This window comes from Sulfuricurvum sp. (assembly GCF_049305995.1).
GTDB lineage: Bacteria > Campylobacterota > Campylobacteria > Campylobacterales > Sulfurimonadaceae > Sulfuricurvum.
This window is the reverse complement of record NZ_JBAQPS010000253.1, coordinates 1-8,615: the sequence shown is the minus strand read 5'-3', so window position 1 is coordinate 8,615 and position 8,615 is coordinate 1. Positions and strand designations below refer to the sequence as shown.

Annotated in this window: 9 protein-coding genes; 1 reads left to right on the top strand and 8 read right to left on the bottom strand. The window is 44.5% G+C overall.

Features of this window, described 5'->3' with window-relative positions; all coding sequences use genetic code 11:
* The 8 genes from WA010_RS08695 to WA010_RS08660 form a co-directional block, all read right to left on the bottom strand.
* On the bottom strand, window positions 1-723 hold a 723-nt coding region (locus WA010_RS08695; protein ID WP_422556735.1), incomplete at its 3' end, for a TonB-dependent receptor plug domain-containing protein.
* A gap of 13 nt (window positions 724-736) precedes the next feature.
* Entirely contained in the window at window positions 737-1,126 is a 390-nt protein-coding gene (locus WA010_RS08690; protein WP_422556734.1) for an ExbD/TolR family protein, read from the bottom strand.
* A 3-nt stretch (window positions 1,127-1,129) separates the two neighbouring features.
* Window positions 1,130-1,573, bottom strand: a complete 444-nt coding sequence (exbB, locus tag WA010_RS08685) for a TonB-system energizer ExbB (RefSeq protein ID WP_422556733.1) — start codon at window positions 1,571-1,573, stop codon at window positions 1,130-1,132.
* 24 nt (window positions 1,574-1,597) lie between these two features.
* Entirely contained in the window at window positions 1,598-2,404 is an 807-nt protein-coding gene (locus tag WA010_RS08680; protein ID WP_299991092.1) for an acyl-CoA dehydratase activase, read from the bottom strand.
* A complete protein-coding gene (locus WA010_RS08675) occupies window positions 2,401-3,672 on the bottom strand; it encodes a 2-hydroxyacyl-CoA dehydratase subunit D (protein ID WP_422556732.1) in 1,272 nt (423 codons plus the stop codon). The genes WA010_RS08680 and WA010_RS08675 overlap by 4 nt, the downstream gene beginning before the upstream one ends.
* Window positions 3,662-4,675, bottom strand: a complete 1,014-nt coding sequence (locus WA010_RS08670) for a 4Fe-4S binding protein (RefSeq protein ID WP_422556731.1) — start codon at window positions 4,673-4,675, stop codon at window positions 3,662-3,664. Before WA010_RS08670 ends, WA010_RS08675 begins: the two co-directional genes overlap by 11 nt.
* Window positions 4,662-5,591, bottom strand: coding sequence for a hypothetical protein (locus WA010_RS08665; protein WP_422556730.1), 930 nt, complete (start codon window positions 5,589-5,591; stop codon window positions 4,662-4,664). The genes WA010_RS08670 and WA010_RS08665 overlap by 14 nt, the downstream gene beginning before the upstream one ends.
* 2 nt (window positions 5,592-5,593) lie before the next feature.
* The gene (locus WA010_RS08660) at window positions 5,594-7,873 is read right to left on the bottom strand and encodes a TonB-dependent receptor (protein WP_422556729.1); all 2,280 of its coding nucleotides are present in this window, start codon (window positions 7,871-7,873) and stop codon (window positions 5,594-5,596) included.
* A gap of 158 nt (window positions 7,874-8,031) precedes the next feature.
* Here WA010_RS08660 and WA010_RS08655 point away from each other — a divergent pair.
* Window positions 8,032-8,615: sulfite exporter TauE/SafE family protein (locus tag WA010_RS08655; protein WP_422556728.1), on the top strand; the 584-nt coding region annotated here is incomplete at its 3' end.

Below are 8,615 nucleotides of genomic sequence, written 5' to 3'. Positions count from 1 at the left end.
CCCGTCATAGAGTATTTTAAGGCGTGAGGAAGGGGAGTAGTTGAGCTTTGCCCGCACACCTACGGAGCGATTTTTGCTCCGATCATCACGCTCTTCATTGGTATCCAATGCTGTTTTATCGGTTACGATGTCGGTTCGATCTTCTTTGATATTATTAGATGCGTTCAGATTTACCAAATACGAAACTTTATCGAGTTTCCCTTCTCGTTGCACATACGCGGTTTCGCTCAAATCCTCACCGTAAGCACCGAGTGTCACTTTTGCAGAGGTTCGTCCCTCCGCCTTTGGTTTTTTGAGAACGACGTTGACGATCCCCCCCATCGATTCGGCAGTGTACTCCGCCGAACCGTTGCTCATCACCTCGATCCGCTCGATCATATCGGGTGAAATCTGCTCCAGTGGGCTAACTCTTTTACTGGTTCCGGTCGAAGTCGCTTCACCGTCGATCATCACTACCGTGTATCCCTTACCCGGTGCGCTAGCGGGTCCTTTGCCATTTGGGATCGTTACTCCGGGGGTGCGTCGGAGAATCTCTAACGCATTCGCATCCCCATACTGGGTCAACTCCTCTGCTTTGATAATCCGTTTCGCGATAGAGTTATCCCGTCGCTCATCGATAGCGGTATAATCCTCCGCGATTTGGATTTTTTCTAACGTAACAATCTCTTGCGCGCACACACTGCTAATCATAGCCGTTGATGCAAGCATAATTCGATAATTCATCCTAATATCCTACTTATTTTTGTTTGTCGGTGACAATATAGAGCTGTTCATGTCCGAGTCGTTTGAGAACATCCATCACACCGACAAAATTTTGAAATGCCGCATCTTTATCACTATAGAGTACGACGGTCATCTCTTTACCCCCTGCAACAACCCTTTGTTCAAAATCAGCCAAGGTAATCGGTGTTTTCTCTTCTCCCAGCATCAACGTTCCGTCTTTTTGGATCGTGAGTTTCAGTTCCGATGGTTTATGCTCTGCGGCAGTCCCTTTGGCATCGGGGAGATCAACGGGGATAAGTCCTGTTCGGATAAAGGTCGCCGTGGTGAGAACCATTACCAAAAGAACGAGCATAATATCGATAAAGGGGATAACGTTGATCGTGTCCATACGTTTCATTTTCATGGGTTACCCTTTGTTTTTGATTTCCCACATGGTGAGGAGTCTCTCCATTTTACGCAGTAGTATATTGTAAAAGATGATCGATGGAATAGCAACCACGAGACCCATAGCCGTTGCTTTGAGTGCCAGAGCTAATCCTGTCATGATTTTCTTCGGATCGACTGCCCCCACATCACCAAGGCTATAAAAAGTAATCATAATCCCCAATACCGTCCCAAGAAGTCCGACATACGGAGCATTAGAGCCGATGGTCGCGATCGTGCTGACGTTGTTTCCTAAATCAAGTTCGAGTTCTTCTTTAGTTCTGTACGTTTCGATTTGAATCCCGCCGTACGTCATTATCCGCTCAACAAAAAGCCACAATGAAACAACACTCATCAGTACCAAAATCCCGATAATCCCATAATCAATCCCGCTATGGGCAAATTCCAACCAACCACTATTTTCCATCTGTTTTTCCTTTTTTTTATTTTTCTAACTTGCCGATTCACTCAAAAACGCATCACACGCCAACACGGCCGCACCGTAGGATGTCGTGATCTGCGGATATTCAGGGACAAAGATTTTATGCCCCAGCTCATTTTCGATTGCGTTCACCAACCCATCATTGAGAGCTGGTCCTCCGTCGAAATAGACGTTCTCTTTGACCCCTACCCGTTTCACCAGTTTTACAATCCGTTTGGCGATAGAGTAGTGAACCCCAGAGACGATGTCCTCGACGCTATGGTTATTCCCTAGCAATCCGATAATCTCCGATTCGGCAAATACGGCGCACGTACTGCTGATCGAGAGAGGTGTCCCCACCGATTTGAAATGGTATGCACTCAGCTCATCCACCCCGATCTCTAGATTCATCGCTACGACATCGAGAAATTTTCCCGTCCCCGCCGCGCAACGGTCGTTCATAGCAAAATTGACCACATTCCCCTCGGCATCGAGCGAAATCGCCTTGCTGTCTTGTCCGCCGATGTTGATGATTGTTTTGATATTGCCATAACTTTTGGCGGCTTGTTGCGCACCGATGGCATTGGCGGTAATCTCACTGATATTTTCATCCGCCTCTTTAAAAAGCTTTCGCCCGTATCCGGTGGCTACCGTATAGACCACCTCGCGCTCATCAATACCTAACTCTTTTAAGAGCTCTGCCAATGCCTCTTGGGCGTATTTGTAAAACATACTCCCGCTCGCGCTGATTTTATGCCCGACTAGATTTTTATTCTCATCCGCCACACTGATTTTGATCGCGGTAGAGCCGATATCTATTCCTACAAAATATCTCATTTTTTCATTCTCTTTCGATTTTTTAATGACTCGATAAACGCTTCAACCCGCGTTGTAAGCTGTCCGTGTTGTGAGGGGCTATAATCGCTCTCGATATAGAGAATCGGTATACCCTCACGCTCCATCGCCGCCAAGACACTGCGCTGTTCCATCTCATACACCTGACACCCCGCAAACGCTTGATAGATCACCCCATCACCGCTGTAACTGCGCACCAACTGGATGATTCTGCGGATTCGGTCGTCGTTTTGTGTGAATATCGGGCAAGTACACGCTTTAAGATATTTATCCGAAACCGAATCGATCATGTCATAGAGATTCCACTCATCCACTGAGACCATATCGTTAAACATACGATTCGAACTGCACGTCTCGTCGGCGACGATGATTGCATCGCTCTGTTCGATAATGAGTGGGATTTTATAGTTGGGGAAAATCGGCGGTGAACCGGTATAGACGATACGCGGACTCGCTTTTCCAGCCACGTTGATACCCTCACTCGCCCGTTGTTCCAACTCTGAAACCAGTTTTTCGACCGCACTTATCCATTCATCTATTTTGTCAAAGAAAAAAGCGTTCGTAACCAAAAACATATCGACACCCAAAATCGGAACCGCTTTGTTTTTTCGAAATTCTGTGAGCTTATGATAGAGCGACTGTGCATACCCCACCTTTTTGATCGCACTCTCCAGATTGGACCTTGTCAGCTTTTTCCCTTGAAATTTGGAGAGTTTCACGGCGAAACTTTTGACACTTTCGCGCCAGTAGTGACGACTCTCTTCACTCTCTTTGGTACGAGGAAATCCGACATCGATCACAGTATGTCCGAAACTCTCGATGATGGCTCCCGCTTTGGTCTTTTGATCGCACGTCGTCGGAGAAAAAGTGATGTCCGGTTTATCGGAAAAATTATCCGAAGCAAACCACCCCACCGTCGCTTTGACCAGCGGGCACGATTTTTGAGGCAACAGATCACCACCAATCTCATCGTCAGTATAAAAGCCGTTGCACAGTCGGATCGGTACAGCATCCAGTGCATAGATGATCTCCGAGGGGATTTGGATACACATCGTCCCGATTTTCGCTTTCCCCTCGTGGAGCGGTTGATGATGAGTATAAACTTTTTCAAACAAATCGTAAAAATAGCCCATACTGCGGATCGGAGATTTAAAATCTTCTTTCAAGCTGTTCAAAACAGCAATGGCTTCCATCGCCTTATGGCGGTTTTGACGCTCTGCCGAGGTCTCAATCGTATGTTCAGTGTGCATGATTCTCCTTGTTTTGATCCATTGCCATCCGTAGGACAAACCCCTCTTTGGTCGATTCGAAAATAGTGGCTCCCATAAAATTAGCCTCCAAACACCCCTCCTCAGGACACGCCGCGACACATTTGAGACAGAGGGTACAATCTTCGGTGACTAGATTTTTACTCGTCACATCGTCGGCAATTTCGAGAATATCCATATCACACGCTCGGTAGCAATCGCCGCATTTGGTACATTTTGAGCCATCTTTGTAGAGTTTGAGCAGTGCAGGTTTGGAAAAAACATACTGCAACGCCGCCATCGGACAAAAATAACAAAAGAACCGCTTTTTGATAAACGATCCAACCAAAAACAGCCCTGTCATAATCATCCCGATGGTGGTCATGACGATATCGGTTTTCGAGGAAAAATCGATATAAAACTGGTTAAAATCCCCTGTAAATGCCGGAATCATCATCCGTCCGGGGCAAATATCGCAAAACGGCATCGAGAGACCGTTAGGGAGTTTCGGAAGTCCAAACACCGAGTTGGCAATCATCACAGGGAGCAGCAGCAACAAGATCAATAAAATGTATTTGATACTTTTAATCTTCCCGCGATTTTCCCATGAGTATTCGCTGTAACGGATTTTGGTTTTTTCACGTAACATCGTGAGCCAGTCTTGCATCGTCCCCAGAGGGCAGACGAAACCGCACCACCCTTTATTCAACACCCAAAACCACACCGCGAACATCCCAAGTGAGATGAGAAACGCATACCCTGCATATCCTGCGAGGGTATCGAAGGTACTTTTGAGATCATGCTGAAGCTCACCGACATAGCATTTGCCCCCTGTCCCCTCCGAGTTAAAGACGCACGCAAATGTCGGGAGCTTATCACCTAAATCGAGTCCGATATATCCACCGTAAACGATCAGGGCAAACGCAACGATCTGAAACCAAAACCGAAACCGCACGAGGTTCATATTATTGACACTACGGCGAAGACTAAATTTATTCTTCGTCAAAATAGATCTCCTTGGGCGTTTTACGCTTGCGTCGTCGGTTATAATAAAGTCCTAGAGAAAAGACGAGCATTACCCCGATTACGGTAGCAAACGCTAATGTTTTGGATTCGTATTCGAGAGGGGTATCGCCAAACGAGAGGGGGATACTCATCGCGTAATGTACCGATGTATACGATTTCCCATCATACACGCCCGATTCATTGACATCGTACGTCGCACTAACGAGTAGTTTTTCAGAGCGTTTTTTATCCCCTTTCTCTTGCTCATAGGTGCTTTTAGGGACTTCCACCATCATCATCCCCTCATCATTAGGCTTAATGGTGTTTTTCCAACCACTCTCCAACGCTACATCGATAGGAACATCTTTTAAAAGCTCCCCTTTGTAATAGACTTTCAAAGGGATAATATCTCCGACATACAAACAACAATTGACATGATGTTTATGGATCGTTTTCTCCATCATCAGTTGAAACGGCAGTTGCGGAAGCGGTTCGCTCAAATACCGAGAATCGGAGGTTTTACCCCGCACCTCTTTTGTCCAAGAACACGAAAGATTCCCCTCTTTGTTATAGAGTCGGTGAGTAGAGAGTTGAACGTTGAGAACACCATCCACTACCTCTTGATGTTTTAAAAAAAGGTGATAGTTCCCTTTGTATTGAGGGGTAAAGGTTATTTTTGAGCCTGAAAGATTGTGCTCTTCGATCTTGCCATCCATATCTCGGATATACAAAACTGAACCGTTCAGATTTTTTATCTTCTCATTTTCTTGCAGTGTTCCTGATTTAACAGACAACTCTTTGAGAGGCGATGCACCGAGCTTTGCCTCACAACACTTTTTCTTTTTGGCTTCATCGAGCCAAAGAGTATCAGCCCATAGCGATACCAGTAATGTTATTAATAGTAAAATATGTTTCATAATCAAAAATTCGCTGAAAGCTGTAGCGTTACACCGCGCCCAGGCATACGATAATATTCATAATATTCTTCATTCAGTACGTTATCAACCATCATACTCGCTTTAAAGTTTTTATTGATCTGATAATTAACTTTTAAATCTACAACGCTGTATTTGCTATACCCCGTCCAAACATCTTTCACGGTATCAGAATTATCATTGTTACTGAACACTTCTCCTACATAACGACCGGATAATACTCCTGACCAATCCCCTTGATTGACTTCAAACGCAAGTGAAGCCATATTTTTGGGTACATTCGTAACCCGTTTTCCTTCCATACCCGTATTGGTGTCGTCTTTTGTAACCTTAGAATCGGTATAAGAGTAGCTCCCTCTTACCTCTAACCAATCGCTGAGAGGATATTCGCCTGCGAGTTCAATCCCCCGTGCCAACGCTTCACCTGTATTTTCTTGTCGTGACTCATAGTCAATCACTTTATTGATAACAGGATCCGTATACTGAGCAACTTTAGTGACTTTTTGATAAATCAAGTCTTTTGTTTTTGTCACGAAATAGGTAGCTGTTGCTTTTCCCCCCTCAACAAAGTGATACTCCACCCCAAGATCAAATGCTGTTGATTTTTCGGGTTTCAAATCAGGGTTCGAATAGATCATTTTACCATTGGGTGCCGCCGCTCCTGAGAAAGTCGGATTAGCAAAGAGATAATAGTTAGTTGGTGCACGAAACCCTGTCCCTACCGAACTTTTGATGGATGTTCGGTTATTAAGCATATAAACAGCAGCGATTTTCGGGCTAAATGCCGATTCACTACGATCAGGATATACAAATGTTCCTGGAACCGAACCGGTCGTAACTACCCCTGTCCCCCCTGCCGTCCATGAGTCATAACGACCTCCTATATAGAATAATAAATCATCTCCGAGGGCAAGCTGATCTTGCACAAAGAGAGAATTGGTCGTACTCTTTGCATCGATACGATCCAGTTCCGCCGTTTTGGTATCCATATCCGTCCAATTCGAAACAGCATATTTTTTTTGATTTAACTCACCTATTTCTGTCGAAGCACCTACAATGATATAATGACTATCACCGATAGGAACACTTAACTGTGCCGAAGCGTTTGTCGTACTATTCGGGGATGTACTGAGTGTTCCTGCCCCTGATGATAAAGTAGCCGTTGAACCGATAGAGGCATTCCATGAATCACGATCAATTTTCCCAAAATTGAGACTTAGTTTACTATCCTCTATTTTTCCGTCATATCCGGCAAAATAGCGCAACGCTGTATTACCCATTGGTATTGAACCGGCGAAATCTTGTTCTTTTATCGTTGTCGCTTTTCCATCCAGACTAAGGCTCGTTGCTGTCGTTCCAATCGCAATAGGGTTTCCACTCGCATCTAATAAATAGCTGTTATAAGAAGTAGCTAAACTTTTATTATCAGAATAGGCAAATCCCGCATGAATTTTTGATGTATTTGAGAGATCATAGTAAACTTTTGCATGAATATTTTGTGCTTTAGATGCATTATCTCCCTTATCTCCTACAATATAAGTTGAGACTCCCGCTGTTGTGGTCGTTGGAATTGCCCCATTAACAACAATAGCACCACCGGCAGGTGTTCCAGTCGGAGTTTTAGTGACGTATTCTGATACATATCCATCACGATTGTTTTGTGAAGCACCGAAAACTACGCCTAGTCCGTTATGAAATTTATTCCGATAAAGCATACTGGCATACTCGCCTGCTGAATCACCGAAACCTGTTCCAAAATTGAACAACATCTCTTCTTTGGTCGGTTCTTTTGTGGTAATGTTAATAACACCTCCCATTGCATTACTACCATAGAGCGAAGAACCAACTCCCGGAACGACTTCAATAGTTTCAACGTCTTCCATAGATACCATTGCCCAGTTCACTTGACCCGAATAGGCATCTACCATATTCATACCATCAACTAAAACAGCAACTTTGGTTAAAGTTCCCCCTTGACCACGCATAGAACTCAGCATTGTTACCCCCGGACGAGCATTCCCTAAAGCACCTCCACGCAGATAAAGACCCGGTACTTTGGCATTCAAAGCATCACCTAAACGCTGATTATTGTTCTTCTCTATATCTTTTGCAGTGATGACCGAAACGTTGACCGGTGCTTCCAAAGTCGATTGTTCGATTTTAGAAGCACTCACCGTCACATCCCCTAAATCGACGACTTCAGCTGTCGCCATCGATCCGTACAGGGCTAATACCGCTGTAATAGATAATTTAATACTATTCATTCAACTTCCTTAAAGATTTATCAAACGTAATTGTTTCAAAGAAGTGTTACATTAGTGTTAAATTAAAAAAAGAAATTAACACTAATGTAACACTTTTAATTCATAATTCAATTTGAACTTAGTTTTTTAACTAAAAAAACACTTTAAGGAAATAGGCATTGGAAATAACACTTCTCCTCTCCCTTTTTATCGTCGCCCTCTCCTATGGGGCAACCGCTTGTATGCTCACCTGTATGCCGTTGTTATCGCCGATTTTATTGGCAAACAGCGGTACACGTCAACAAAGCCTTCGGGTATTACTCCCTATCAGCCTGGGACGGATTAGCGGATATATTTTTCTCTCCCTCGTCGCCTATGCGGGTGCGAGTATGGTTAAATCGATTATCAGCGACACTACTCTCATAGGATACTTGCTCGGAAGTATTACGATCATCCTCGCGGGGCGGTTATGGTTTTCACTCAAAGCCTCCTCGTCGTGTTGCTCCACCTCGCCGCATACACCGCAAGGGCAAATTCCTCTGTTTATCACAGGAGCCCTTTTATCCATGTCCATTTGCGCCCCTGTCATCACCATGATGACACTTAGTGCCGCTGCTGATTCGCTCACGTGGGCGATAGCGTATGGTGTAGTATTTGGTCTTGGAGCGACACTTTTATGGTTTCTCTTTTTCTCAGTGATTCTCACACAGATACTCAAAGAGAGCCTGACCCACCTCTCCCGTTATCGAAATTTTCTCCAACA

Excerpts from the sequence above, each read along its gene's own strand:
- WA010_RS08675 (WP_422556732.1), bottom strand. The coding sequence starts at position 3,672 with ATGCACACTGAACATACGATTGAGACCTCGGCAGAGCGTCAAAACCGC.
- WA010_RS08690 (WP_422556734.1), bottom strand. The coding sequence starts at position 1,126 with ATGAAAATGAAACGTATGGACACGATCAACGTTATCCCCTTTATCGAT.
- exbB (WP_422556733.1), bottom strand. The coding sequence starts at position 1,573 with ATGGAAAATAGTGGTTGGTTGGAATTTGCCCATAGCGGGATTGATTAT.
- WA010_RS08660 (WP_422556729.1), bottom strand. The coding sequence starts at position 7,873 with ATGAATAGTATTAAATTATCTATTACAGCGGTATTAGCCCTGTACGGA.
- WA010_RS08680 (WP_299991092.1), bottom strand. The coding sequence starts at position 2,404 with ATGAGATATTTTGTAGGAATAGATATCGGCTCTACCGCGATCAAAATC.
- WA010_RS08665 (WP_422556730.1), bottom strand. The coding sequence starts at position 5,591 with ATGAAACATATTTTACTATTAATAACATTACTGGTATCGCTATGGGCT.